This is a genomic window from Alishewanella longhuensis, from assembly GCF_014653435.1.
Classification (GTDB): domain Bacteria; phylum Pseudomonadota; class Gammaproteobacteria; order Enterobacterales; family Alteromonadaceae; genus Alishewanella; species Alishewanella longhuensis.
The window spans coordinates 108,831-133,951 of the sequence record NZ_BNAO01000005.1 but is presented as its reverse complement, the minus strand read 5'-3'; the positions used below and the strand labels follow the sequence as shown (position 1 = coordinate 133,951).

Here is a 25,121-nt window from a genome sequence, read left to right as displayed (position 1 = left end):
GCGCTGTTTTATGTGCCAGCCCTTGGCAGAGGTGACTTAACACCAGGTGTTATTTAACCTGAAGATATCACTTAACCTAAATCATCGTTTGGAGCAAAATATGTATAAACAATCTCGCCGCCTGAAATCTGCACGCCTAAAGCTGGCCGTACTTGCCGGTGTTATGCTGCTGGCGGCAACAGGGTGTAGTCAAGTGGCTCAGGCGCCGTCTCTGCTTAACGGACAGGCGCAAACCTCTGCTGCAGTTGCGATGCCGCCTTGGCAAGCGCCTGAGCGGCAAGAGCATCCTCTGGTTGGAACGCTTTATCAGGTAAGTTCGGCGCAGCAGGTCTCTGCCCGCGCGGTGTTAGCCGGGTTGCCGGCGGGCAGTTGGTTATTGCTGGGAGAGCAACACGATCATCCCGATCATCATCAATTACAGCTTTGGGTATTACAGCAACTAGCGGCAGAGCAGCGCTTAGGGGCCGTTGCCATGGAAATGCTGAATACCGAACAACAAGCGGCCTTGGATGCACAATTAACACAGGGCGCGCAAAGCTCTCCTGAAGCCTTAAACTGGCCCGAGCGCGGCTGGCCTTTTGCAAACTATCAGGCACAGGTACGTTTTGCGCTAGATCATGCCGTTCGAGTTGTCGCAGCAGATTACAATGATAGCGAAAAAACGGCTTTGCGGCAAAATACCGGCTCGGTCACCGAATATTCGGCCGAGCATACTGGCTATTTAGCTGAGTTAATTGTAAAGAGCCATTGCGGCATGTTTACTGCCGAACGGGCCAGACCCGCCGCCAGAATGCAAATTGCCCGCGATCAGCAAATGGCCAGGCAAATGCTGGCTAATAAGCAAAGTAACAAAGTAAATGTACTGATTGCCGGTGGCCAGCATGTACGTAAAGATATCGGCGTACCACTATGGTTAGAGGAACAGCCGGTACTAAGTATCTTACTGGTCAGTGTGACTGAAAGTACCAATCCCCAAGATTATTTGCCAAAGGCATTAACGGCAGATGCGCCAGCGTCCGCCGTCGCGGATCTGATTTGGTTTGTGCCCGCTATACCGGCAATGGATTATTGTGCTCAGTTAAAGTCCTAATAAATTTAAACAGCTGCCAATGGGGTAGCTGTTTAAATTGGTTACCTAGCCCACCTGAATACGGGTATCGGCATAGCGGATCCGCTTGCGCTTTGGTGTGGCCAGAAAATAAGCCAGTGTTAGCGGGCCAAGCCGGCCGGTAATCATCAGCACAATAATCAATAGCTGGCCAAAGGTACTTAGCTCGCCGGTTAGCCCCCGAGATAAGCCGACAGTACCCAGTGCCGACACCACTTCAAAGGCGACATCTAACAGTGGTGCTTGCTCAGTAATGGTCAGTAAAAAAATACTGATAAAAATAGCAATCAGCGACACCAATGCCAGCGCCAGTGCTTTTAATACCAGCGGGGTAGGCACAGTGCGTTTAAATACGGTCACTTCGTCGCGGCGGCGTAAAAAGGCATAGGTGGCCATCAATAAAATGACAAAGGTGCCAAGCTTAATACCGCTGGCGGTACTAAGTGAACCGCCACCAATAAACATCAATAATAGGGTTAGAATATTACTGGCATCGGTCATACTGCTGTAATCCAGGGTATTAAAACCGGCGGTTCTGGGGGTAACTGCCTGAAACCAGGCGGCTAAGACCTGATCTTTAATGGACAACTGTTGCAAGGTCGCGGGATTATTGGCCTCTAACAGCCAAATAAGGCTAAAAGCACAGAGGTTAATCAGCAACGTTGCCAGTAAAATAACTTTAGTGTTGGTGCTAAGTAACTGCCAGCGCTGGTGTTTTTTCACATCAATCAATACGATAAAGCCGATACCGCCGATAACAAATAAGCTGGTGATAATCAGGTTTACCGGAATACTGCCTGCATAAGGCATCAGACTATCGCTGCTAAGGGCAAAGCCGGCATTATTAAAGGCTGAAATAGTGTAAAAAAAGCCATGATAAAGAGCGTTGGCAAAACCCAGTTCTGACCACCAGGTTAGCGTTAGCAACAATACGCCAATAAGCTCAATCACCAGAGCATAAAGCAATACCGCTTTAGCAATGGTGGTAACTTGCGCCAGTGAGGTTTGTCCAAGCGCTTCTTGCGCGATTTTTTGTTGCGATAAGCCAATTTTGGCGCCAAGACTGATGGCCGCCACTACCGCAAAAGTCATAAAACCCAAACCGCCAGCCTGGATTAATAACGCAATTACCATTTGCCCAAACTGACTAAACTGGCTGCCAGTGTCTACCACCACTAAGCCGGTGACCGTCACGGCAGAGGTGGCGGTAAAGAGTGCCTGTAACAGCGTGATCGGCGCTGTTGTGGCAAAAGGCAGTAGCAACAGCAGGGTGCCAAGCAAAATAAGCCCCAAAAAGCCAAAGGCTAGTACCGCAGGTGGGCTTAAACTGATCCGGCTAACCTTAGCCGTGGGTAACCGTACATACGGCAGGTTTTCGGGTAACCAATTTTTCATGTTAAACCAGCCGTGGCGCGAGTGTTTTCAGAATGGATAAGGTGCCAGCCAATACCAAACTATCACCACTTTTAAGGACAAAATTCTCTGCGACCGGAGAAAACAGTTGCTCTCGCCGCTTGACTAAAACCGCTTTGGTAAAGTGAGTGGCGTCACCCAGTAGGTCGCTAAGCGTTATACCATCGAGCCGCGCAATCAGCGCAATTTCAACCAGGTACTGGTTATTCCCGAGCGTCAGATACTGGTTTACCATCGGGTAATTCAACGCTTGCGCCACTTTTATACCCATTTCTTCTTCCGGGTGAATAATGCGGCTGACACCAAGGCGGGATAAGATGGTGTGATGCGATTTCGAGGTGGCTTTTACCCAGATTTGCTGTACCCCTAAGTTTTTTAAGTGCAGCACACATAAAATACTGGCCTCGAGGTTTTCTCCTGTTGCCACTAATACCGCTTCATAGCGCAGTAAATCCAGCTCGGCGAGGGCTTGTTCATCAGTAGCATCGGCAATCACTGCATAACTGAGTTTGTCAGCCAATCGATTAATATACTTGGCATCGGCATCTACGCCTAATACCTGATGACCAAGCCGCAACAGCTCTAATGAGGCAGTTGAACCAAAACGACCTAAACCAATAACGGCAAACTGTGCCATAACAACGCTCCTTAAACGCAAGTCGCGGCTATTAAAGGCGCATCTGCAGGCTTTGTCAGCAAAGATAAGCCAATCTTTATAAAAACTTTATATCTGGCTGTCTAAATTTAAGAAAAGCTTGATAACCCGGCCGCCGTCTTTTGGGTAAGCTTGGTCTACGTATTTTGGTAGAGCGGACGTTATAGTGGAATACCGTCAGTTAACGCCGGCCAGCCCACACGCTAACCGGCAGTTTTTTTATAAAGTGCTGGCCGGGTTGTTGTTTATGCTGGCATTGGTACAACTGAGTACCGCTGTGGTTAGTTTTGGGCTGCAAGATAAGGTGTTCTGGCAATTTTTAATCTCGGCTGTAATTACCGCGTTAACAGCAGCCATATTGCAGGGAAAAAGCGGGCCTGCCGCTCAGATCAAAAAACGTTATTTGTTTTTACTAACAACCTTGTGCTGGCTGTTATTGTGCTTTTTCGCAGCCATTCCACTTTACCTGAGTTTACCAGAGATAAGTTTAACAGATGCCTGGTTTGAAACGGTTTCTGCGGTTACAACAACAGGCTCCACAGTACTAAGTAATTTGGAACAGTTACCCAAAGGGGTGTTGTTTTGGCGCGCCATGTTACAGTGGATTGGCGGTATTGGTATTATTGTAATGGCAATAGCCATTTTGCCGGTACTGAAAATTGGTGGCATGAAACTGTTTAAAACCGAAAACTCCGATATTTCTGAGAAAATTTTGCCCAGAAGTAGCAGCTTGTCCTCGTCTATTCTATTAGTTTATTTATTGCTAACGGCTCTGGCAATGAGCAGTTACTACCTTGGGGGGATGAGTGGCTTTGACGCCGTAACACATGGTATGACTTCAGTAGCGACCGGCGGCTTTGCTAACTACGATGCCTCTTTTGGTTTTTTTAATGACAAACCCTGGTTACTCTGGCTAAGCAGCTTGTGGATGTTTTTGGCGGCGTTACCCTTTGTGCTCTATGTCGGGATGTTGCGGGGCGATCGTTGGATTTTAATAAAAGATCCGCAAGTACGGGCCTTTTGTTGGGTTATTGCCATTACTGTTATCTGGCTAACCTTATATCAACACTGGCATAATGAGCGGGATTGGTTTAGTGCCTTAACCCATAGCCTGTTTAATGTGATTTCAGTAGTGACAACCTGCGGTTACGCTTCTGAAGATTATACCCTTTGGGGGAACTTTGCTTTTGTGCTGTTCTTTTATCTGACCTTTAGTGGCGGCTGCTCTGGCTCAACCTCGGGTGGTTTAAAAGTGTTTCGTACCCAGCTTGCCAGTTTTTTACTCCTAAAACAGTTAAAAATCCTTATTCATCCCAAAGCGGTGTGGACGCAGCGTTATGGCAGTAAAAAAGTCGATGATGAATTATTGGGGGCGGTTTTAGCCTTTTGTTTTATTTATTTTGCTACCATCGCTGCCTTAGCCATGGTGCTGGCTATGTATGAACTGGATTTTGTTACTGCTCTCAGTAGTGCTGCTACTGCGGTTAGCAATGTGGGGCCAGGGCTTGGCGATACAGTAGGGCCAGCGGGTAACTTTGCCAGTTTACCAAACGGCGCTAAATGGTGGTTAAGTGTTGGCATGTTAGCAGGGCGTTTGGAAATATTAACGCTACTGCTGTTATTTAGCCCAATGTATTGGCGTAACTAAGGGAGTGACTATGTTGCCCATGATAAAATTCGATGGCAAACGTTTGCGCTGGATCCTTCCTACCCTGGTAGCCCCTGTACTATTTGTATTGGTATTACTTCCCGCCAGAGACTGGTTAACGCCCTCTGATGTCGCTATGTTGCAACTGCTTTGGGTAACCTTTGTTGCCCAGAAAGAAGGACAGCGAGCGGCGGTGATCTGCACCCTAATCAGTGTTTTGTTGTTTGATTGGTTTTTTGTTGAACCCTATTACACCTTATACATTCATCAGGTCGATTATCTTACTACCTTTGCCGTAATGCTGTTACTGGGTATTTTTATTGCCCGCTTATCAGGGCGGCTAAGGTTACAACTGGCGCGCACGCACAAGCATTTTCGTCAGCGACAGCACTTGCTTAATAGCAGTCGTCAGGCGCGCTTTACGGCAGAGTTAGAGCATAGCCGGGCGATGATGTTAAGATCCATCTCGCATGATTTACGTACACCACTCGCCACTATTATGGGGGCATCCAGCTTATTAGCTGATCGCAGCCTTACGTTAAGTGCAGAAGATATTCATCAGCAAGCTGGTAATATATATCAGCAAAGTCAATTGCTTAATGAACACTTTACCAAAGTAATGGAACTTAGCCGGGTACAGCAAATGCAGGGTGAACTGGCATGGCAAAGTGCTACCCCAGGTGAAGTTGTCTCTGGGGCTATAGCCCGGCGAGCCGCTTTGCTTAGCCAACACCCATGGTTAATGCAGTTGCCTGTGCGACTAAGCTGCTCGGGCGACTTAACGCTATTGGAAATTGCACTCTCCAATATGCTGGAAAATGCCTTACGTCACGGCACTGAGCCTATTGAGATCCGCTATTTTCAGCAACAAGGTCAGCAGGTGCTCCAAGTGGTTAATGCGATACAAACGAAACGTAAAATGGCTTCTGATGCTGGCACAGGCTTGGGCATTCCTATTTGTCAGGCGGTAATGCAATTACATCGGGGACAATTTACCTTGCAGCAGCCCGCGAGTGGTCCGCAGGTAATAGCCAGCTTATGCTGGCCGCTTACAAATAATAAGGAACAACATGGCTGAAACGATCTTAGTGCTGGAAGATGATCCGGCCATGCAAAGCTTTTTAGTCACCTTGCTAAAAACGCATCAGCATCCGGTGGTGAGCTTTAGTGAAGGGCTGCTTGCTATGCAGCATTTGGTGTCGCAACGCGTTGATTTGGTGCTTTTAGACTTAGGCCTGGCCGATCTAGATGGGCAAAGCTGGCTGCAACAGATAAGGCAATGGACTGAGGTGCCGGTTATTGTGATCTCAGCGCGTCATGGCGAGCAGGATAAAGTACAGGCACTGGATAATGGTGCGAATGATTATGTTACTAAGCCCTTTAGTGCGAATGAGTTAATGGCCAGAGTTCGGGCTAATTTGCGTAAAACTCAGCATCAGGCTCAAGTATTTGCGTTTGGTGAAGTACAACTGGACCCGGTATTGCATCGTGTTATTAAGGCCGGTGCGGAGGTGCATCTGACTAAAACCGAGTTTCAGTTATTGCTGTTGTTAATGCGGCATGTTGATCAGGTACTTACGCATAATTTTGTATTGAGTCAGGTTTGGGGGAAGGCCTATATCGACCGGCCAGAATACGTGCGGGTACATATGGCGCAATTGCGGCAAAAGTTGGAAGACAACCCAGCGGCGCCTACTTTTCTAAAAACAGAACCCGGTGTGGGTTATCGGTTAAAGGTGTAGTGACGATGGTGAAAGCTTTGATGGCTAGGTTGGGATCTCTTGGCAAGATGCGTTGTTTCGCTGCGCAGTTAAGCTGTCGCTTCATTTCCAATTCAGCCAGATACTTTATCGGTGCTGGCGTGCTGTTGCTTGCCGCTTGCCAACAAGCTCCGTTGGTGCAGCATTTTTCTGGTAAAGCTCAGGGGGCAAGTTATAACGTAAGTTTCTGGCTGGAGCAGCATACCGATCGTGCTGCCTTGCAACGCGCCATAGAGGAAGAGCTGGTGCGTATCGATCTGTTAATGTCAAATTATCGCGATGATTCAGTGATTGAGCAATTTAATGCGCTGAATGCTCATGCTGTAATGGAGGTGGGTACTGAGATCGTTGAACTGGTACAAATTGCCAAGCAGATCAGTGCAGCGACTAACGGCTGTTACGATTTAACTATAGCATCGTTATTTCGCTTGTGGGGCTTCCGGGACGCCGCTTTAACGGTACCAGAGTCTGCAGTGCTTGCGGCAAAGCGAACAGATTTGGGCATGCAACAGATCAGCATAATCAACCAGACAACTTTGCAAAAGCAAACCGATGCTGTCAGGTTAGATTTATCTTCTATTGCGCAAGGTTACTCCGTGCAGCGACTGGTAGAAATAGCTAGAGCCAATGGCATAAAAAATTATCTTATAGAAATTGGTGGTGAATTAGAAACTGCTGGCCATAAACCCGATGGCAGCAATTGGCGTATTGGCATTGAAAGGCCTTTACCCGGAAATCAGCGTTTGCACAAATTGGTGCAGATCAACCAGAATGAACCTTTAGCTATTATGACGTCTGGTACTTATCGCCATTATTATGATCAAAATGGTATTCGTTATAGCCATATCCTGGATGCCCGAACTGGCGCCCCTGTTACGCACAACACGGTATCTGTGACGTTGTTTCATGATGATCTGACTGAAGCAGATGCCTGGTCTACGGCACTACTTTGCCTTGGCGCAACTGAAGGATTAAAAGTCGCCGAGCAATATAATCTGGCGGCATTTTTTATAGAACAAGACGAGGCCGTACTACAACATGATCTGAAAACACCAAGCCAAGCGCCTGCTATGCAGCTAAAAGAATACCCATCGTTAGCGTTGCAGCAACTGGTTAAGGAAAATATAACTTTTCTCCCTTTGCAGCCTTGATACTTGAAAGTACTGCCCGTTGCCGGGCAGTGTAAGGCTTAAAACTGATAGCTGGTACTGATACCCAGATTACGACCTGGCTGGGTGTAGGCACGTAAATCACTATCAACGGCATGACCGGCAATACTGTTATAGCGCACATATTCTTTATTCAGCAGGTTATGCACGGCCAGATGCAGTTTCCAGTCTGTCGTTACCTGATAGCTGTTTAGCCAATCTAGTGTGAAATAGCCTGGGCTTTGTCTGGTGCCCTCGTTCACTTTCGTCATGCGTTTTGCCCAGCTGGCCATCAACTGTGATTGCAGTTTTTCACCTGCAAAGCTAATGCCCGTGCTGCCAGAGAGTGGGCTGATCGAGTTAATATAGTCTTTGCTTTGCTCGTTTTTACCGTATTGATAAGACACCGCAGCCAATAGGCTCCAACTGGCATTAACGGCATAATCGAGACTTAACTCCGCGCCTTTAATGGTGACCTTGTCTACGTTTTGATAGTGGAAGGTATCATGCTGATACTGAAACTGTCCCTGACCGTTTAGCACCGTTTTGCTATCGATTAAGGCTACTTCCAAAAAGTCGGTAAAACGATTATAGAACACGGCTGTACTAAAGCTCAGCTGATTTAACTGGCCACGCATACCCAGCTCATAGGTATGGCTGGTTTCTGGTTTTAAGTCGCTATTGGGTACTATGGTATAGCGATAGCTGGCGGTAGGCTGCAGATCGTGTTCGATATAGGCTAAGTCGTAGGCGGGTACTTTAAAACCCTGACCATATTGCGCATACGCATTCAGGCTATCGGTTAATTGATACAGGGTGCCAAGATTAAAAGAAACCTTGTCGTCTGTTATTTTCTCAAAGGCGCTGCCATCTAATTTTAAGGCACCATTTGGATCCATATCAAAGCGATCATAGCGAAGACCTGGGGTGATACGCCAACGGCGATCGGCCAGCTTGATGGTGTCGTTTAGGTAAACACCATAGCGTAAGATATCGTTCTTCGGAAATTTATGAGTAACGTCATCCCGTAGTGGATTGCTAACACCTTCAACAGTACGATATTCGTACTGACTGCGCTGGGTATCGGTTTTTTCAATATCGAGGCCATAGGCCAGCTGATGTTGCGCATTAAGTTCTTTAGCGGCACTCAATAACAAGCCGTGAGTATTTTGTTCATACAGATTGTTTTGCCACATATGGCGGATTTGGAAGGTATTGAACATCGGTGCATTAATATCCAGCTTGCCGTATTCCACATCGGTTTGTTTGCTGTTATTGCTATATAGGCTGAGATCTAAGTAATTAAACAGCGGAGTCTCGGCTTCTGAGCGATAATTGAACCGCAGCGATTGGTTTTTCTTTTTGCTGTCATTCGATTCGGCAACAATATTATAGCCATACTGGGCTAAGCTACGGAAATAGGCCAGTAAACCATTAGCCCGTTCGCCAGCGGTATCCTGCTGATAAAAATCGGCGCTAAAGCTGAGTTTATCGGTACTATTTAGCTGATACACGGCTTTATATAAAACGCTATCTGAGTCGATATCAAAGGGTTCTAAGCTGCTGGCATGGTTTTGTTGCTCTTCGCCGCGGCGTAAGGTACCACTTAACATATGGCTGAAGTTGTTATTAATACGCTGTGCCAGGGTTACACCACCATGATACTGGCTGGATAAGTCGGCGTAGCCAGCAGTAAAGCTGCCGCCAAAATCTGCGCTGTCTTTCAAGTAGTCCACAGGATCTTTAGTGGTAAAGACCACTATGCCAGCCAGGGCATCTGAGCCATATAACGAAGAGTTAGCGCCTTTGGCTACTTCCACTTGTTTTAAGGTGGCAGTGTCCAAAAAGCCGCGGCCGATAATATCGTTTAAGCCATTAGCACCATAACCTTCATTGACCCGCATCCCGTCTTTAATCAACAGTACCCGGTTGCCGCCCATGCCGCGCACTAAAAAATTCTGCGCGCCACCGACACTGCCGGTCACCTGAATAGAAGGATCGTAACGGAACAGTTGGCTAAAATCGGTAACTTGTTGTAGTTCCAGCTCTTCCGCAGCTTGCACTGCGATGCTACCAGCCACATCTTTTAACGGTTGCTCGGTGCGATTACCGCTTACGACAATAACTTCAAGGTTTTCTACTTCAATTGCATGATTAGCGAAAAGTGTTTGGCTAAAAGACAGGGCGATAGCACTGGCAAGCAGGCTCAGGCGGGGAAGACTCATAACACACTCCTGTTAGTTAAATAGAGCGGCATGCTACGATCATTAAATGCGATAGTCAATGATAATCATTATCATTTGATGAGTTTAGCGTGCCGCCAAAGGTGCTGTTTGTCTCAATAAACCGGGAGGAGTTTTACGTGGGCCGCGGCGCCTTAGCGCCGTGAAGCTGTGACTAGGCCTTATGGCGTTTTTATGCTAACGCGCTTACCGTTATTTATAGATAGTTAGATTGGGATTGGCGGGTAAGCGCTACCGCTGCTAAATGTTATTCTTCAAAGTCATCCTGGGAAGTTGCCGTCATCGTTGTTTTGCTTGAGTCCTGCACTAGCTGCTCTAACATTTTAATTTCTATATTATCCAGCAGCCGCCACTTTCCCGGTTTTAACTCGGCCAAGCGGATATGCATAATACGGGTACGTTTTAACTTAACGACCTCGTAGCCACAGTATTCGGCCATGCGGCGAATTTGCCGGTTAAGGCCCTGCGTTAAGATAATTTTAAAGGTATTACGTGATACCTGAGTCACCACGCAAGGCAGGGTAACGGTATTTAAAATGGGCACACCCTGGCTCATTTTGCGGATAAACTGTTCAGAGATAGGTTTGTTTACCGTTACTACGTACTCTTTCTCATGTGCATTGCCTGCCCGCAGTACTTTATTGACGATATCGCCATCATTGGTCAGAAAAATCAGACCTTCTGACGGTTTATCTAAGCGGCCAATCGGAAAAATCCGCTCTGGGTACTTTACCGCATCAATAATATTGCCCTGAATATGCCGCTCGGTGGTGCAGGTGATGCCTACCGGTTTATGATAAGCCAGATACACCCGCTTCGGTTTGCTGCGTAGTGGCTGCCCCTTTACTAGCACCTTATCCTGTTCGCTGACCTTTAGGCCCATTTGCGCCGGTTGGCCATTTACCGTGACTTCACCATTGGCTATATAGGTATCGGCTTCACGTCTGGAGCAAAAGCCCGTATCACTGATAAATTTGTTTAAGCGGGTTAAGTTAGGTTCAGTCATGGTGGCCTTGGTCAATGTTGGCTAGGTACTCAGGGGGCAATAGTGTAAGTGGCCAGCGGCGTTAGGGCAAGGTTTGTTAAGCAAGGGTGTTGTTTGGGGTGGCATATCGGTACCAATGTTGCTACTAATAAAGAGAAAGCCGTTGGTGTAAGCCGGTGTTCAGGTTAAAATAGCGACAAATCTTAGGGATATACTTATGACAACAACAACTCAGACTTCCCAAATGCTACCCATCCATACGCTATTACCGCAAGCCAGCCGCCTGATTATGGGCTGTATGGGGCTTGGTGGTGGTTGGAATGCCGAGCCAATATCTGCTGCTGATGAACACTTGGCTTTTTCGGTTATTGATACTGCACTAGAGAGTGGTATTAATTTCTTTGATCACGCGGATATTTATACCTTTAATAAAGCTGAAGCGGTATTTGGTCGTTACCTGAAGCAATTTCCTGCGCAGCGGCAGCAACTTTATATCCAATCGAAATGCGCCATTAAACTAGCACAGCCGGGGCAAACAGGGCAGTACGATTGTTCAAAACAGTACATTTTAGACGCGGTAAATGGCACCCTGGCCCGTTTAGAAACGGATTATCTGGACTTACTACTATTACATCGGCCTGATCCGTTAATGCAGGCCGAAGAAGTGGCAGCCGCTTTTGACGTGCTTACTCAACAAGGTAAGGTACGGCACTTTGGTGTGTCGAATATGGGCTGGGCGCAAATGCAATTGCTGCAAAGTCAGCTGTCGCAACCGCTGCGGGTTAACCAATTAGAAATGAGTCTGGCAGCGCATCACTGGTTGGAAGAAGGCGTATTAATTGGTATGCCAGCAGGCGCCGAGCGGCATTTTGGTTATGGCACTTTGGAATACTGCCAGCTAAATAAGGTACAGCTGCAAAGCTGGGGTAGTTTGGCGCAAGGGCGTTTTAGTCCGAGCTTTGCCGGGCAAACTCAAACTGAACAGGCGGTAAGCCAAGTGGTACAACAACTCGCTGCAGAGTATCAATGTAGCAGTGAAGCTATACTGCTGGCTTGGTTAATGCGGCATCCTGCCGCAATCCAACCTGTTATAGGCTCAACAAATTTACAGCGAATTCGAGCTTGTGCAGCAGCCCCTGTTATCATGCTAACGCGTGAGCACTGGTATCAGCTTTATGTTGCTGCCCGTGGCGCGGCGTTACCTTAAGATGGCTGTAAAGGTGATAGCACCGCGCATCTTAGGTTACCCGTTGCTGTTAATGGCATTGCTGGTGTTGGCTGCAAGTCTGATACCGTGTTACAGCCAAGCTAATCAGCTAACTGCACAGCAGTCGCTGCTTAAACCATATGATCAACTACATCGAAGAGTCTGGAACACTGAGCATGGTTTGCCGCAAATCTCCGTAGTTGCCATCACGCAAGATCAACAGGGTTATATGTGGCTTGCGACTGAAGGAGGTTTAGCTCAGTTTGATGGCAATCAATTTAAAGTCTTTAATGCCGCAAACTCAGCACTCTTTACCAACCCGTTGTTACGTAGTCTCTTTGCGACCACTGCAGGCGATTTATTAATCGGCAGCTCCGACAAACTTATCTTACGCCGCGAGCAGGTTTTTAGCGAGCTGACACTAAATGGTGACAGTGTTGGCAGTGTTGAAGCCATTGTTGAGAACAACGCGGCGCAGGTATTTATTGCCGCACAGCAATTGTTGCTTTGGCAAAATGATCAGCTCAGTGTTTTGCCTATCCCAACAAGACCAGTAACCAGTTTACTGGCCGATGGCGAGAAGCTTTGGATTGGCGGTCCGGGCTATCTCGCTCTCTGGCAGCAGCATTTACCGGCGGCACAGCAATACCAAATAATTTATGATCAGCAGCAGCCTGGCTGGTTGATTAAGGCAATTCAAGTTAATCAACAAGGGTTGTTGTTAGCCACGGCACAGGGATTATGGCAATACCATAGCAACAGTGGTGAGGTAAGTTTAGCTGAGCCTAAGATCCAGGATGAAGTGTTACTGCTGTTTAAGCAACAAAGTACAACCTGGATTGCGACTTATCATGAGTTGTTCCAGTTACAGGACGGAAAACTCCTGGCACGCTTTGATATCAGTGCTGCACAAGGCGTGCCTTGGTTGGTTAGTGCTTATCAGAGTAAAGATGGCTATTTATGGTTTGGCAGTAAAACGCATGGTTTAATGCGTTTGCGAGCCGATGCCACAGCTAACCACGCGGTAGCGTCTGGTATACCTGATCCATACGTATGGGCCTTACAGGCAACGACTGATAAGTTGTTAGTTGGCTATAACGGTGGTTTAGCCAGCTTTGATGGCGAGCGCTTTACTACCTTGCTCAGTGGCAGCGAGCTGTCACATCCAGTCGTTTATTCATTGTATCGCGCTTATGACGGCGCCATTTGGGCAGGTACCCGCCGGGGACTTAATCGTATCAGTGCCGACTATACTGAGATAACGCGTTATCCCAGTCTGGATCATATTCAAATTAATGGTGTAACTCAAAGCGCCGATGGCACTATTTGGATTGGTACTTTCGATGGTTTATACCGGCTAGCAGCAAATAGTCAGCAACCAGAGTTAATGTCAGCGCTCTTTGAGGGGGGCCCCGCCCGGATCCGGATGGTATTTACTGATAGCCAGGATCGGTTATGGTTGGGTACTTCAGCGGGAGCTTATGTATTAGAGCAAGGTCGCCTGCGGCAGGTCACGGATCCCTTGCTTTCCAACGTGTATGTATCCTTTATTACAGAGCTGGCTGATGGTCGGATCCTGTTAGGGACTTTTCAGCATGGCTTTGCTTATGAAGATGGTCAGGGTGGTTGGTACAAAGTGTTGCCACAGCATGGCTTACCCACGGCAGATGTATTGTTTTTAGCTGAAACGCCACAAGGTGTGGTGGTATCTAACTTTAACGGTGTTTACCGCTTACAGAGTCAAGTACTGCAGCAAGGTGAAGTCGTTGCACAGGTTATCATCGATGACAGTGGTGCTGAAGCTGGCGTAGATGGCTTTCGCTGTTGTAACGGTGCAGGTAACAGTAAGGGTTTGGTGTGGCAGGATAAATTGTATCTGCCTACCTTAAATGGCATGGTCAGTATTGATTTACCGGCATTGCGGCAGGAGATCATCACCCCCGCCGCCATTATCGAACAGGTTGTTGCGGCGGGACAGCGTTTGCCTAATGCCCCTGTGTTGCAGTTAGCTGCAGCGCAGCGCGATCTGGTTTTTAGTTTTACAGCACCAGTGTACTACCGGCCAAAAGCGCTGATTTTTCGTTACCGTTTAAAAGGTTACGAGCAAGATTGGGTTGAAGTTAATGATCGTCGCCAGGCGTTTTATACTAATTTGCCTGCCGGTAAATTTCAGTTTCAAGTGCAGGTGCGTTATCAAGGCGAGGGCGACTGGAGCGATGTTGTTGAGCAACCGCTGTTATTAAAAGCCCATTGGTACGAACAAAGCTGGTTTTATCTGCTCCTGGTCTTATTGGTACTGGTGATGTTATATCTGTTTTACTGGATATGGCTTAAACGTTTGGCGCATCAACAGCAACAATTAGAGTTGATGGTACAAGAACGCACCCAACAGTTAGATGCCGCCAATCAACAACTTGCTGCTCTTAACCAACGCTTACAGCAGCAAAGTATCACCGATGCGTTAACCGGATTACATAATCGCCATTATTTGCAGCAAATAGTCGGGCCATTACTAGCCAGCGTCCAACGTCAAGACAGGGCGTTGCATTGTTTGCTAATAGATTTAGATAATTTTAAGCAGGTAAACGACTTATTTGGTCATCAAGCGGGTGATGCCGTGTTAAAACAGATGGCATTGCTTTTAAAGCAACTGGTTCGTCAATCAGATCATCTGATCCGATGGGGGGGGGAAGAATTTTTGCTTATCTTGGAGAGTAATGAACCGCCTGGGATATTTTTAGATCGTTTGTTACAAGCCATGCAAGATGAACCTTGGCTGATAAGTGAGCATCAGCTCGCAAAAATTAGTTGCTCAATAGGTGTGGTCAGCTATCCGTTCGCTAAAAATAGTGATTGGAGCTGGACCCAAGCCCTGGCGTTAGCAGATAAAGCCTTGTATCAGGTAAAAGCTGCGGGTAAAACGGGCTGGTTACAATTAAGCCCTAATGATGCCGCAGATGACCCCCTTTATTGGTTGCAGCAAAATGTATTACAAATGCTAAGAAGTGGTGCTTTTAGCTTTGATGCCAGTCCCCGCATAAAGAGGACAGTGCAGCAGGGGCTTGCAGTGTTACAGCATTAAATGGCAATCGCTTTCCAAAACAAAGCCGCTAGACAGCGGCTTTGTGCTTAATATAACGACTACATATTAGGATAGTTAGGGCCGCCGCCACCCTCAGGGGTTACCCAGGTGATGTTTTGGCTGGGATCTTTAATATCACAGGTTTTACAGTGAATGCAGTTTTGGGCGTTTATTTGTAAACGTGGCCCTTTGTCCTGCTCTTCGATAATTTCATACACCCCTGCCGGGCAATAGCGCTGTGCGGGTTCGGCAAATTTCGCCAGGTTTACTGTTATCGGCACACTGCTATCTTTTAGTTTCAAATGGCAGGGCTGCTCTTCTTCGTGGTTGGTATTCGATAGATAGACCGAGCTTAAGCGATCAAAACTTAGTTTGTTATCCGGTTTGGGGTAGCTAATGGCTTGCGCACTGCTGGCCGGTTTTAACATGGCATAATCGGGTGTCTGATCTTTGAGGGTAAACGGCAATTTGCCGCCAAATAGGTTTTGATCAAGGGTGTTGTAGGCGCCGCCCCAAAAGGTGCCAAACTTATGAATTGCCGCGCCAAAATTACGTGAGCGGTATAGCTCGTCATAGAGCCAGCTATTGGTAAAGTGTGTAGCATAAGCCGTTAAATCTTTACCGCCTTCATCGCCCGCCAGTAAGGCTTCGGCCACAACCTCAGCGGCCAGCATGCCCGATTTCATCGCGGTGTGATTGCCTTTAATTTTAGCGAAATTGAGGGTGCCAGCATTACAACCGAGCAACATACCGCCGTTAAAGGTCATTTTAGGTAAGCTGTTTAAGCCACCCTTGGCAATAGCGCGGGCACCGTAAGCGACACGTTTACCATTTTGCAGATACTGGCTAATGATAGGATGCTGTTTATAGCGCTGAAACTCTTCAAACGGGTTAAGGTATGGATTGCTGTAGTTAAGATCAACAATTAAGCCTAACACCACCTGTTGTCCTTCGGCATGATATAAATAGCCACCGCCACTGGCATCCGTCAGCGGCCAGCCAGCAGAGTGCACTACCAGACCAGCATGGTGTTGCTCTGCAGGCACATCCCAGATTTCTTTAAAGCCAATAGCATAGTGCTGCGGTGATTTATCTGTATCGAGTTGGAAGTGCTGAATAAGCTGCTTGCCTAAATGGCCGCGGCATCCTTCAGCAAAGAGCGTATATTTAGCCCGTAGTTCCATCCCCGGGGTAAAGCTGTCTTTTGGCTTGCCTTCGCGGTCTAGCCCCATATCGCCAATCACAATGCCTTTTACCACATTGTCTTCAAGAATGAGCTCACTGGCAGCGAAGCCGGGGAAAATTTCTACACCGAGCGCTTCGGCTTGCTCCGCCAACCAGCGACATAAGTTGGCCGCAGAGACAATATAATTGCCGCTGTTATGCATGGTTTTTGGCACCAGCAGATTAGGCAATTTACGCGCTGAATTAGCGTCCTTAAATAAATAAATATCATCATGGGTAACAGGAGTCGTTAAGGGGGCACCTTGCTGTTGCCAATCGGGCAGTAATTCATTGAGGGCCCGTGGCTCAAATACTGCGCCAGAGAGAATATGCGCACCGACTTCTGAGCCTTTTTCTACCACGCATACACTGATTTCTTTGGCTGCCGCGGCTGCTTGTTGCATTAAACGAATAGCAGCAGATAAACCGGATGGGCCTGCCCCGACGATAACAACGTCGTACTCCATTGCTTCTCTTTCGATTTTTTCCACTTTTAACCCCTTATGCTGCCATGTTTGCCTATAGCATCTTGTATCACACTGTACTTAACCGACGAAGTGTTAAGTTACTGCGCCGCTATGGATGTTATTGTTTACAGCTAATGCTAATAATCTTAGCGTATCAGAATATTGCAGGTTGACGTTAACGTCAACAGGAAGTAGATTGTCGAACAGTCGTTAGTTTATACTTTACCTGCACGTAAAGCAGGCTGTTTATCTGCAAAAAAATTAAAGTTATTGCCTCTTAATATTGCACATCACGGCAAATAGGTAGCATTTTTAATTTTCGGGCGATAAGCATACGCATTCAGATGAGGCCATTATGAAGATTCTAGTACCGGTAAAACGGGTTATCGATTACAACGTTAAGGTTCGGGTTAAGCCGGACAACAGTGGTGTGGACTTAGCCAACGTTAAAATGGCACTAAATCCGTTTTGTGAAATCGCCGTAGAAGAAGCGGTAAGGTTAAAAGAAGCCGGTATTGCCACTGAAATTGTTGTGGTATCTATCGGTAATAAGTTAGTGCAAGAGCAACTACGTACTGCCTTAGCACTTGGCGCTGATCGAGCTATTCAACTGGATACAGAATTAACGCTGGATTCCTTACAAGTGGCCAAGTTATTGGCGAAGGTCGTTGCCAATGAGCAACCACAGCTGGTGATCATGGGTAAACAAGCCATCGACTCAGACAATAATCAAACCGCCCAAATGCTGGCCGCCTTAACCGGCATGGGGCAGGGTACTTTTGCTTCAAAAGTGGTTGTCGCCGAGGGTAAAGTACAGGTAACCCGCGAGATAGACGGTGGTTTACAAACGGTGGAGTTAACCCTGCCCGCAGTGGTATCTACCGATTTGCGTTTAAATGAGCCTCGCTATGCGTCACTGCCTAATATCATGAAAGCGAAAAAGAAACCTTTGGATGTCACCGCCGCTGACAGTTTCGGTGTGGCGCTGGAGTCCAAGGTGCAAACACTTAGTGTAAAAGCGCCTGAAAGCCGTAAGGCCGGTGTTGTACTAAGTGATGTCGCTGAACTGGTTAGTAAATTAAAAGATGAAGCAAAGGTGATCTCATGACGATTTTAGTAATTGCCGAGCACAACAACAGCAGTTTAAAAGCCGATACCTATAAAACTGTACAGGCCGCCAGCTTGCTGGGGGCTGAGGTTCATCTGCTGGTGGCGGGTGAACAATGCCAGACTGCCGCTGCACAGGCTGCAGAGGTAGTGGGTGTAACTAAAGTATTGGTCGCTGATGATGCGGCCTATGGTCATCAGCTGGCAGAAAATGTCGCCGCTTTAGTTGCTGAGCTAGGCAAGGGTTACAGCCATATTCTTGCTGCTGCAACTACTACTGGCAAAAATATGCTACCACGAGTAGCTGCTTTGTTGGATGTGGCCCAAATTTCTGATGTGATTGCCATCGCCAGCGCCGATACCTTCGTCCGTCCTGTTTACGCCGGTAATGCCATTGCTACCGTGCAGTCTGCCGATAGCATTAAGGTGTTAACGGTACGCAGTTCGGCCTTCGCGGCGGCACCAACAGGTAATAGCGCTGCTATCGAAAAACTGGATATTGTTAAAGAGCTTGGTGTGTCACGTTTTGTCAGCGAAGAGCTAACGAAGTCAGAGCGGCCGGAACTGACCGCCGCTAAAGTGATTATCTCTGGTGGTCGCGGTATGCAAAATGGTGAAAATTTCGCCTTGCTTAACGGTATTGCTGATAAGCTTAATGCCGCTATCGGTGCCTCTCGGGCTGCGGTAGACGCCGGTTTTGTGCCCAATGATATGCAGGTTGGTCAAACCGGTAAAATTGTTGCGCCCGACCTCTATATTGCTGTTGGTATTTCTGGTGCTATCCAACATCTGGCAGGTATGAAAGACTCAAAAGTGATTGTCGCCATCAATAAAGACGCCGAAGCCCCTATTTTCCAGGTTGCTGATTACGGGTTGGTGGGTGACTTATTTACCATTTTGCCAGAGTTAGAAGCAGCCTTGTAAGCTGTTGCTTTCTATCTTAAGACTAAGCCAGCAATTTTGCTGGCTTTTTTATAGGGGCAATTTTAAGATGAGGTTATCATTTAAGGAGCCTCTCTATGTTAGCCGTGATCCGCCATGCTGAACCTGCTGATTTAGCCGCAGTAAAAGCCATTTATGATCAATCGTCGGTTTATGCCAATACCTTGCAATTACCTTATCAACCGGAAGCAAAATGGCAAAGCTTATTTATGCCACAAGCCGGTTTTTATAATTTGGTCGCAGAAGTAGAAGGTATGGTAGTGGGCCAGCTCGGATTACAGGTGATGCAAAACCCCAGAAGACGCCATGTGGCTGAAATTGGTATGGGCGTTTCGGAACCCTATCAAGGGCAGGGTATTGGTTCGGCGTTGTTGCGAGCCGCACTGGATATGGCCGATAATTGGCTGGCATTACGCCGTGTCGAGTTATTGGTCTACACCTCTAATGAGCCGGCTGTAGCGCTTTATGAGCGGTTTGGTTTTGAAGTTGAGGCCGAATTAACCGACTACGCTTTTCAGTACGGTAATTATATCAATGCCTTGCTAATGGCCCGTGTTAGTCCAAACCATTAAGCTGTACTCTTTGTTTATGTAATAAAAAACCTCCAGCTGGAGGTTTTTTATTAGTGACCTTGAGAGTTCTTTTTACACTGCTCGGTGTCTTCACATTCACCGTATAGGTAGAGGCTGTGATGGGTTAGCTTAATGCCGTTGGTTTTGGCTATTTCCAACTGACGACGCTCAATCATATCATCTTCAAACTCGACGACCTTGCCACATTTCAGGCAGACCAGGTGATCATGGTGGTTGGCACCGGTCAGTTCGAATACGGACTTGCCGCCTTCAAAATGATGGCGTGTTAAAATGCCTGCATCGTCAAATTGGTTGAGTACCCGATACACCGTAGCCAGACCGATATCTTCACCCAACTCCAGTAAGATTTTATAAACATCTTCAGCACTAATATGCTGATGTTTTGGATCTTGTAAAATTTCTAAAATCTTCACCCGTGGTAGGGTAACTTTAAGGCCTGCTTTGCGTAATTCGGTATTATGGTCGTTCATAAGTACTCTTTTTTAAACGTGAACTTACAGGGATTATAAAGGCATTAGTTATATATTCAATTGCTTTGTGCACTTTAATAGTCAATGCTGAGAAAGCTGCGTGCTTCTGAGTTACAAGCAAAGATTTTTTCGAGGTAAGCTTGTGCCTTAAGCTAGCTTAGGTACAATGCCTAAAACAGGTCTTACCAGAGAGTCTTATGCGTTGGGCATTTAAACCGGCGGTGATGCGCCATCTTTTAAATTTTTGGCCGCCTTTTTTCTTTAGCGGTATTAAGGTTGCGGTATTAAGCGATGATTACCGCTATTGCAAAGTTGAGTTAAAATCGCGGCCCTGGACTAAAAACATCAACCGTAGCCAATTTGGTGGCTCGATGTTTGCGATGACGGATCCGATTTATCCGTTAATGTTAATGGGAGCCTTGGGACGGGAATATATTGTTTGGGATAAACAAGCTGATATTAATTTTATCAAACCGGGTCTTAGCAAACTTACCGCCGAATTTTGGCTATCAGACGACAAAGTAAACGAGATTAAAGATCAGACTGAACAGGGCGATAAGTATTTTCCGCAGTTTTTGGTGCATATCAAAGATGCCGAGAATAATGTGGTTTGCGAGGTAAACCGCACTGTTTACATCCGCAAAAAGCCAAAATACCGTTAGGCAGCAACAACAAAGGCCGCAAGCGGCCTTTGTAAAGTGTAATGCTAGCTAGCGATTATAAATTAGCAAACTCGGCTAAGCTCATCTCTTCGTAAACTTGCTTACACCACTGTTTAACTCTTTGCTCAGTCAGTTCTGGCTGGCGATCTTCGTCAACCCCTAAACCAACAAAGTGGTTGTCATCAACCAGGGCTTTAGAGGCCACAAAGTTATAACCGGCAGTTGGCCAGTGACCTACGATAATAGCACCTTTGGGCTCGATAATATCGCGTAATGTACCCATAGCATCCAAGAAGTACTCGGCGTAATCTTCTTGATCGCCACAGCCAAAAATGGCTACCAGTTTGTTGTTAAAATCGATGCCTTCCAGCTCAGGGAAAAAATCATCCCAGTCACATTGGGCTTCACCATAGTACCAGGTGGGGATACCAAGCAGCAGTAAATCAAAAGTAGCGATATCTTCTTTGCTACTTTTGGCGATATCACGCACTTCAACGAGCTGCTTACCCAGTTCTTTCTGGATCATCTTGGCGATATGTTCGGTGTTACCTGTATCGCTACCAAAAAAAATACCAACTGTTGCCATGTTATAAGCCTTCTTACCTGGCCAAAGCCTGTTCTAAAAGATATTCAATAAAGTTACTACGTGTCATGTTTGCCTCAAGGGCCGCCTGATCCAGTTTTTCGCATAACTGCTCTGGCACTTTACATTCAATACGTTTTAACCCCTTTACACGATCGCGTTTAATTTGATTACGTTTGTTCAGTTTTAGCTGTTCTTCCCGTGGCAGCGGGTTGGTTTTGGGTCTGCCGGGGCGTTTTTCCAGCGCAAACAAATCAATAGTCGTGCGATCAGTGGCAATTTTAGCCATGAATCAATCGCCCTTTTATTCGAAAAAATACTGCACAATAGTTTTAACGATAAACACCAAAGGTGATAAAAACAGTACCAACCAAACGAAAAACTGTCCCATCTTTGGTGCCTGACTTTTTTTCAGCACGTCCCGGATGGCCAGCACAATAAAGAAATACAGTGCGCCCAATCCCAGCCATAATCCAATTGCTTCAAACTGCTCTATGCTCATGTGTTGGCTCGCTGTGAAAAAAGTGCGCGCACTATAGCATAAATCGCAGAAAAAATTCTGCGCTAGCTCAATAAAAAATCCCGTACCAGCTTGTTAAAGGCGGCAGGTTTTTCTGCATGTAGCCAATGCCCGGTGCCTTGGATCACTTTCGCTTGCGCATGTGGGAAGTGTTGCACAATCAGCGGTCGATGCTCTGGTAAAATGTAATCTGAGTCTCCGCCTTTTATAAAAAGCGCTGGGCCGTTAAATTGCCCGCCAGCCTGTGGTGCACCAATTAACTCGGCATAGTGGGTATGTAACGCTGCCAGGTTAAAGCGCCAGCGAAAGCCGTTGTCGGTTTTATCCAGGCTTTTTAGCAGGAATTGCCGTACACCAGGCTCGTGAATATGTTGTGCTAACCGCTTGTCTGCTTCGGCTCTGCTAGACAAATGTGCGAAGTCAACGTTATTAAGCCCGGCAAAAATGCTTTGGTGTCTTGCATGATAGCTAACCGGAGCGATATCAGCTAACACCAGGCGTGCCACGCTATCTGGATAACGTAATGCATACTCCATAGCTATTTTGCCGCCCATAGAGTGACCAACCAGTGCGAAGGGTTTAATCTGCAAATGCGCTAGCGTATCGGCCAAATCTGTTGCCAATAGCGGATAGTTCATTTCATCGCTATGCGCAGAGCGACCGTGATTGCGCACATCAATATTAATAATCTGAAAGTCATCGCTAAGGGCTCTGGCAATACTGCCTAAGTTCTCAAAACTGCCAAAGAGGCCATGGATTAATACCACCGCCGGACCAGAACCGCTAAGTTGATAATGTAAAATCATAGTTATCCTGTCTGCTAAATTTGCGCTATTTTAACAAAATTGCTTACAGGCGTCAGTGGCAATTGCGTTATATAACCGAGTGACTTCACAAGATGGACGTTAGCCCCGCTCAGGCGCTCTGAAACTCGCATCTTGAACTCACTTGGGTATATAATGGTGCGAATTTGACGTTACGGATTAAACCTATGAAAACCATTGAAATAGATGACGATTTATACCAATACATCGCAGGCCAAACTCTGAAAATTGGGGAAAGTGCTTCCGATATCCTGCGTCGTTTGTTACCCGGAGCGCCAGTGAAGGCCGCGGCCAGTGCCGCTGAGCCTAAAAATATCGCGCCAGAAATAACGACTAAAACAAACCGCGATAATCAAGAAAACCTTGCGAGTAAAGATGCTGCTGTGCCAACGGATGCGAAAGCAGTAAAAGAGAGCAAAGTAGGCAATATCTTTGATTTAGTTACGCCAGCAGATCTGCAAACCGAGCAGAATATTGTTGGGCGCTTTTTGTACTTACTGTCGGTATTAGCGCGGGTACATAAAAAGCAGTTTCATAAGGTGTTAGATATTAAAGGCCGCAATCGCCTGTATTTTGGTAACTCGGCTGCCGAGTTAAACGAAACCGGCACCAGCACCAATCCAAAACAAATCCCCAACACCGAATTCTGGGTGATTACGAACTCTAATACCACGCGCAAAAAGATGATGCTAACAGAAACTGCCATAAAACTAGGCTATAGTGCTGAAGATGCCGAACGTATTCGCGATTTACTCTAATTTAAGGAAAAGTTATGTCATTACATCCGCTGGCAGGTCAGCCGGTTCCCAACGAACTTATTCCCAATGTCTGCCGCTTAATGACGGCCTATTATGTGCTGGAACCGGATGTGCATTTGCATCCAGAGCAAAAAGTCAGTTTTGGTACTTCAGGCCATCGTGGTAGTGCGCTTAGCTGCTCTTTTAACGAGCCGCATGTATTGGCGATTTGTCAGGCGGTAGCAGATTACCGTAAAAAGCACGGTATCACAGGCCCATTATTTTTAGGCAAAGATACCCATGCCCTGTCAGAGGCGGCTTTTGCCAGTGCGTTAGAAGTATTAATTGCCAATAATATTCAGGTTTGTATCCAAAAAGGCTTAGGCTATACCCCAACACCGGTGATCTCTCACGCCATTTTAACCCAGAACCAGGGTGCTACCAGCCAGCTAGCCGATGGTATCGTCATTACGCCATCCCATAATCCACCGGAAGATGGCGGTATTAAATATAACCCACCACATGGCGGCCCGGCAGATACTGACGTCACAGATTGGATTGAACAGCGTGCCAATCACTTACTGGCCAACGATCTGGAAGGGGTGCGAATGATGCCTTATACCCTGGCGCTGCAATCAGGGTACTGCCAGCATATCGATTACATTCAGCATTATGTCGATGATTTAGAAAATGTGATTGATATGGCTGCCATAGCAAAAGCCGGTATCCGCATTGGCGTCGATCCCTTAGGTGGCTCCGGTATCGCGTTTTGGCCGAAAATCGCCGAGCGTTATGGTTTAAATATTACGGTGGTCAACAATAAAGTGGATCCGTCGTTCTCATTTATGTCACTGGATAAAGACGGCAAAATTCGCATGGATTGCTCATCTGCCTATGCGATGGCCAGTTTAATCCAGCTAAAAGATCAGTTTGATATTGCTATTGGTAACGATCCTGATTTTGACCGCCACGGCATCGTTACCCGCAGTGGCGGCTTGATGAATCCGAATCATTACCTGGCGGTGGCTATTAATTACTTACTGGCTAACCGGCCCAAGTGGGATGAAAAGCTCGCCATAGGTAAAACCCTGGTATCCAGTGCGTTAATTGACCGGGTAGTGGCCGCGCAAGGGCGTATTTTAAAAGAAGTACCGGTTGGCTTTAAATGGTTTGTAGACGGTCTGTATAAAGGTGATATTGCCTTTGGCGGTGAAGAAAGTGCCGGTGCGAGCTTTTTACGCCACGATGGCACTGTGTGGTCAACGGATAAAGATGGCTTTATTTTAGGCCTGCTGGCCGCAGAAATGTTGGCAAAAACCGGTGTAGATCCGTATCAGCAGTACCAGGCATTAACCCGTGAGCTGGGTTCACCCTTGTATCGGCGGCTAGATGCGCCCGCTAGCGCGGCGCAAAAAGCGGCCTTGAAAAACCTTGATGTCAGTAGTGTTAGCACCAAAACTCTGGCCGGTGATGAAATTTTAGCGGTATTGACCAAGGCGCCAGGCAATGATGCCAGTATCGGCGGTGTTAAAGTGGTTACCAAGAATGGTTGGTTTGCTGCCCGGCCATCAGGCACGGAAAATGCTTATAAAATATATCTGGAGAGCTTTGTCGATCAAGCTCATCTGGGGCAATTAGAGCAAGATGCCAAAGCTTTTGTAGCGGATGTCTTTAGTAAGTTGTAAGCGCTATTGGTTATTGGGTAATTTATGTAATTAAATTACGAAGTGGCGGGTAATCTTT

The 25,121-nt window shown here is 46.8% G+C and carries 22 protein-coding genes and 1 pseudogene; 13 read left to right on the top strand and 10 right to left on the bottom strand.

Translation table 11 applies throughout. The features are described 5' to 3' along the window. The first annotated feature begins 100 nt into the window (after positions 1-100). A complete protein-coding gene (locus IE163_RS11555) occupies positions 101-1,090 on the top strand; it encodes a ChaN family lipoprotein (protein ID WP_189433128.1) in 990 nt (329 codons plus the stop codon). 45 nt (positions 1,091-1,135) lie between these two features. Here IE163_RS11555 and IE163_RS11550 read toward each other — a convergent pair whose 3' ends face one another. Then, positions 1,136-2,503, bottom strand: coding sequence for a TrkH family potassium uptake protein (locus IE163_RS11550; RefSeq protein WP_189433127.1), 1,368 nt, complete (start codon positions 2,501-2,503; stop codon positions 1,136-1,138). Position 2,504: 1 nt separating this feature from the next. Continuing rightward, positions 2,505-3,158 (bottom strand): potassium channel family protein, encoded by a 654-nt coding sequence (locus tag IE163_RS11545; RefSeq protein ID WP_189433126.1) that lies wholly within the window; start codon positions 3,156-3,158, stop codon positions 2,505-2,507. A gap of 184 nt (positions 3,159-3,342) precedes the next feature. Here IE163_RS11545 and IE163_RS11540 point away from each other — a divergent pair, with 184 nt between their 5' ends. Genes IE163_RS11540 through IE163_RS11525 form a run of 4 tightly spaced genes read left to right on the top strand, consistent with a single transcriptional unit; the run spans position 3,343 to position 7,735 of the window. Next, positions 3,343-4,824, top strand: coding sequence for a TrkH family potassium uptake protein (locus tag IE163_RS11540; RefSeq protein WP_229833542.1), 1,482 nt, complete (start codon positions 3,343-3,345; stop codon positions 4,822-4,824). 10 nt (positions 4,825-4,834) lie between these two features. Further along, positions 4,835-5,902, top strand: a complete 1,068-nt coding sequence (locus IE163_RS11535; protein WP_189433125.1) for a DUF4118 domain-containing protein — start codon at positions 4,835-4,837, stop codon at positions 5,900-5,902. Next, on the top strand, positions 5,895-6,566 hold the full coding sequence (locus IE163_RS11530; protein WP_189433124.1) for a response regulator transcription factor: 672 nt from the start codon (positions 5,895-5,897) through the stop codon (positions 6,564-6,566). Before IE163_RS11535 ends, IE163_RS11530 begins: the two co-directional genes overlap by 8 nt. Before the next feature lie 5 nt (positions 6,567-6,571). After that, a complete protein-coding gene (locus IE163_RS11525) occupies positions 6,572-7,735 on the top strand; it encodes an FAD:protein FMN transferase (protein WP_229833541.1) in 1,164 nt (387 codons plus the stop codon). A gap of 38 nt (positions 7,736-7,773) precedes the next feature. Here the strand turns inward: IE163_RS11525 and IE163_RS11520 are convergent, their stop codons facing one another. Both IE163_RS11520 and IE163_RS11515 read right to left on the bottom strand, forming a co-directional pair. Beyond that, a complete protein-coding gene (locus tag IE163_RS11520; RefSeq protein WP_189433123.1) occupies positions 7,774-9,957 on the bottom strand; it encodes a TonB-dependent hemoglobin/transferrin/lactoferrin family receptor in 2,184 nt (727 codons plus the stop codon). A gap of 304 nt (positions 9,958-10,261) precedes the next feature. After that, positions 10,262-10,981 (bottom strand): annotated as a pseudogene (locus tag IE163_RS11515) (pseudouridine synthase); the annotation flags it as partial. Between the two features lie 196 nt (positions 10,982-11,177). On the opposite strand from IE163_RS11515, the gene IE163_RS11510 reads away from it, so the two are divergent. Then, the gene (locus tag IE163_RS11510) at positions 11,178-12,167 is read left to right on the top strand and encodes an aldo/keto reductase (RefSeq protein WP_373297893.1); all 990 of its coding nucleotides are present in this window, start codon (positions 11,178-11,180) and stop codon (positions 12,165-12,167) included. Continuing rightward, complete coding sequence (locus IE163_RS11505; protein ID WP_229833540.1) at positions 12,115-15,249, top strand: ligand-binding sensor domain-containing diguanylate cyclase; 3,135 nt, start codon at positions 12,115-12,117, stop codon at positions 15,247-15,249. The genes IE163_RS11510 and IE163_RS11505 overlap by 53 nt, the downstream gene beginning before the upstream one ends. 59 nt (positions 15,250-15,308) lie before the next feature. Here IE163_RS11505 and IE163_RS11500 read toward each other — a convergent pair whose 3' ends face one another. After that, positions 15,309-16,955 carry an electron transfer flavoprotein-ubiquinone oxidoreductase gene (locus IE163_RS11500; protein ID WP_189433252.1) on the bottom strand — a complete coding sequence of 549 codons (1,647 nt, stop codon included), beginning with the start codon at positions 16,953-16,955 and terminating at the stop codon, positions 15,309-15,311. 340 nt (positions 16,956-17,295) lie between these two features. Between IE163_RS11500 and IE163_RS11495 the strand changes: the two genes are divergently transcribed. The 3 genes from IE163_RS11495 to IE163_RS11485 all read left to right on the top strand — a co-directional run bounded on the left by IE163_RS11495 (position 17,296) and on the right by IE163_RS11485 (position 19,561). Beyond that, positions 17,296-18,048, top strand: coding sequence for an electron transfer flavoprotein subunit beta/FixA family protein (locus IE163_RS11495; RefSeq protein ID WP_189433121.1), 753 nt, complete (start codon positions 17,296-17,298; stop codon positions 18,046-18,048). Further along, positions 18,045-18,971 carry an electron transfer flavoprotein subunit alpha/FixB family protein gene (locus tag IE163_RS11490; RefSeq protein WP_189433120.1) on the top strand — a complete coding sequence of 309 codons (927 nt, stop codon included), beginning with the start codon at positions 18,045-18,047 and terminating at the stop codon, positions 18,969-18,971. The genes IE163_RS11495 and IE163_RS11490 overlap by 4 nt, the downstream gene beginning before the upstream one ends. 95 nt (positions 18,972-19,066) lie before the next feature. After that, a complete protein-coding gene (locus IE163_RS11485; protein ID WP_189433119.1) occupies positions 19,067-19,561 on the top strand; it encodes a GNAT family N-acetyltransferase in 495 nt (164 codons plus the stop codon). 50 nt (positions 19,562-19,611) lie between these two features. On the opposite strand, the gene fur is transcribed toward IE163_RS11485, so the two are convergent. Then, the gene (gene fur, locus IE163_RS11480) at positions 19,612-20,052 is read right to left on the bottom strand and encodes a ferric iron uptake transcriptional regulator (protein WP_189433118.1); all 441 of its coding nucleotides are present in this window, start codon (positions 20,050-20,052) and stop codon (positions 19,612-19,614) included. Positions 20,053-20,249: 197 nt separating this feature from the next. Between fur and IE163_RS11475 the strand changes: the two genes are divergently transcribed. Next, positions 20,250-20,714: a DUF4442 domain-containing protein gene (locus IE163_RS11475; RefSeq protein ID WP_189433117.1), complete on the top strand. Its 465-nt coding sequence runs from the start codon at positions 20,250-20,252 to the stop codon at positions 20,712-20,714. Positions 20,715-20,769: 55 nt separating this feature from the next. On the opposite strand, the gene fldA is transcribed toward IE163_RS11475, so the two are convergent. The 4 genes from fldA to IE163_RS11455 form a co-directional block, all read right to left on the bottom strand. Continuing rightward, the gene (fldA, locus tag IE163_RS11470; protein ID WP_189433116.1) at positions 20,770-21,300 is read right to left on the bottom strand and encodes a flavodoxin FldA; all 531 of its coding nucleotides are present in this window, start codon (positions 21,298-21,300) and stop codon (positions 20,770-20,772) included. Between the two features lie 13 nt (positions 21,301-21,313). Continuing rightward, on the bottom strand, positions 21,314-21,586 hold the full coding sequence (gene ybfE / locus IE163_RS11465) for a LexA regulated protein (protein ID WP_189433115.1): 273 nt from the start codon (positions 21,584-21,586) through the stop codon (positions 21,314-21,316). A gap of 15 nt (positions 21,587-21,601) precedes the next feature. Beyond that, complete coding sequence (locus IE163_RS11460; RefSeq protein WP_189433114.1) at positions 21,602-21,799, bottom strand: DUF2788 domain-containing protein; 198 nt, start codon at positions 21,797-21,799, stop codon at positions 21,602-21,604. 62 nt (positions 21,800-21,861) lie between these two features. Further along, positions 21,862-22,623 carry an alpha/beta fold hydrolase gene (locus tag IE163_RS11455; RefSeq protein ID WP_189433113.1) on the bottom strand — a complete coding sequence of 254 codons (762 nt, stop codon included), beginning with the start codon at positions 22,621-22,623 and terminating at the stop codon, positions 21,862-21,864. Between the two features lie 185 nt (positions 22,624-22,808). Between IE163_RS11455 and seqA the strand changes: the two genes are divergently transcribed. Together seqA and pgm are read left to right on the top strand one after the other, a co-directional pair. Further along, positions 22,809-23,399: a replication initiation negative regulator SeqA gene (gene seqA, locus IE163_RS11450; protein WP_189433112.1), complete on the top strand. Its 591-nt coding sequence runs from the start codon at positions 22,809-22,811 to the stop codon at positions 23,397-23,399. 14 nt (positions 23,400-23,413) lie between these two features. Then, the gene (pgm, locus tag IE163_RS11445) at positions 23,414-25,063 is read left to right on the top strand and encodes a phosphoglucomutase (alpha-D-glucose-1,6-bisphosphate-dependent) (RefSeq protein ID WP_189433111.1); all 1,650 of its coding nucleotides are present in this window, start codon (positions 23,414-23,416) and stop codon (positions 25,061-25,063) included. Positions 25,064-25,121: the final 58 nt, after the last annotated feature.

Bases quoted from the DNA above. Each gene is read 5' to 3' on its own strand.
- IE163_RS11555 (WP_189433128.1), top strand. From the start codon at position 101: ATGTATAAACAATCTCGCCGCCTGAAATCTGCACGCCTAAAGCTGGCC.
- IE163_RS11550 (WP_189433127.1), bottom strand. From the start codon at position 2,503: ATGAAAAATTGGTTACCCGAAAACCTGCCGTATGTACGGTTACCCACG.
- IE163_RS11545 (WP_189433126.1), bottom strand. From the start codon at position 3,158: ATGGCACAGTTTGCCGTTATTGGTTTAGGTCGTTTTGGTTCAACTGCC.
- IE163_RS11535 (WP_189433125.1), top strand. From the start codon at position 4,835: ATGTTGCCCATGATAAAATTCGATGGCAAACGTTTGCGCTGGATCCTT.
- IE163_RS11530 (WP_189433124.1), top strand. From the start codon at position 5,895: ATGGCTGAAACGATCTTAGTGCTGGAAGATGATCCGGCCATGCAAAGC.
- IE163_RS11525 (WP_229833541.1), top strand. From the start codon at position 6,572: ATGGTGAAAGCTTTGATGGCTAGGTTGGGATCTCTTGGCAAGATGCGT.
- IE163_RS11520 (WP_189433123.1), bottom strand. From the start codon at position 9,957: ATGAGTCTTCCCCGCCTGAGCCTGCTTGCCAGTGCTATCGCCCTGTCT.
- IE163_RS11510 (WP_373297893.1), top strand. From the start codon at position 11,178: ATGACAACAACAACTCAGACTTCCCAAATGCTACCCATCCATACGCTA.
- IE163_RS11495 (WP_189433121.1), top strand. From the start codon at position 17,296: ATGAAGATTCTAGTACCGGTAAAACGGGTTATCGATTACAACGTTAAG.
- IE163_RS11490 (WP_189433120.1), top strand. From the start codon at position 18,045: ATGACGATTTTAGTAATTGCCGAGCACAACAACAGCAGTTTAAAAGCC.
- IE163_RS11485 (WP_189433119.1), top strand. From the start codon at position 19,067: ATGTTAGCCGTGATCCGCCATGCTGAACCTGCTGATTTAGCCGCAGTA.
- fur (WP_189433118.1), bottom strand. From the start codon at position 20,052: ATGAACGACCATAATACCGAATTACGCAAAGCAGGCCTTAAAGTTACC.
- IE163_RS11475 (WP_189433117.1), top strand. From the start codon at position 20,250: ATGCGTTGGGCATTTAAACCGGCGGTGATGCGCCATCTTTTAAATTTT.
- fldA (WP_189433116.1), bottom strand. From the start codon at position 21,300: ATGGCAACAGTTGGTATTTTTTTTGGTAGCGATACAGGTAACACCGAA.
- ybfE (WP_189433115.1), bottom strand. From the start codon at position 21,586: ATGGCTAAAATTGCCACTGATCGCACGACTATTGATTTGTTTGCGCTG.
- IE163_RS11460 (WP_189433114.1), bottom strand. From the start codon at position 21,799: ATGAGCATAGAGCAGTTTGAAGCAATTGGATTATGGCTGGGATTGGGC.
- IE163_RS11455 (WP_189433113.1), bottom strand. From the start codon at position 22,623: ATGATTTTACATTATCAACTTAGCGGTTCTGGTCCGGCGGTGGTATTA.
- seqA (WP_189433112.1), top strand. From the start codon at position 22,809: ATGAAAACCATTGAAATAGATGACGATTTATACCAATACATCGCAGGC.
- pgm (WP_189433111.1), top strand. From the start codon at position 23,414: ATGTCATTACATCCGCTGGCAGGTCAGCCGGTTCCCAACGAACTTATT.